This window comes from Achromobacter sp. GbtcB20, from assembly GCF_019091095.1.
Classification (GTDB): Bacteria; Pseudomonadota; Gammaproteobacteria; order Burkholderiales; family Burkholderiaceae_B; genus Achromobacter; species Achromobacter mucicolens.
This window is the reverse complement of the sequence record NZ_JAGXJZ010000527.1, coordinates 1-273: the sequence shown is the minus strand read 5'-3', so window position 1 is coordinate 273 and position 273 is coordinate 1. Positions and strand designations below refer to the sequence as shown.

The 273-nt window shown below is 65.6% G+C and carries 1 pseudogene; it reads left to right on the top strand.

From position 1 onward, the window contains the following. Positions 1 to 273 (top strand): annotated as a pseudogene (locus KVT32_RS30070) (class I poly(R)-hydroxyalkanoic acid synthase); the annotation flags it as partial.

The window sequence follows — 273 nt, the reverse complement described above, 5'->3', positions numbered from 1 at the left end:
ACCGCCAATCCCTTCTCCGCCTTCTCCGCCGCATCCTACCTGCCCAACGCCGACTTCATGCTGGCCCTGGCCGACGCCGTCGAGGCGCCGCCGCGCGAGCGCCAGAAGATCCGTTTCGCGGTGCAGCAGATGGTCGACGCCATGTCGCCGGCGAACTTCCTCGCGACCAACCCGGAAGCGCAGAAGAAGATGCTCGAGACCAAGGGCGAAAGCCTGACCCAGGGCCTGCAGAACATGCTGGCCGACATGCAGAAAGGGCGCATCTCGCAATCG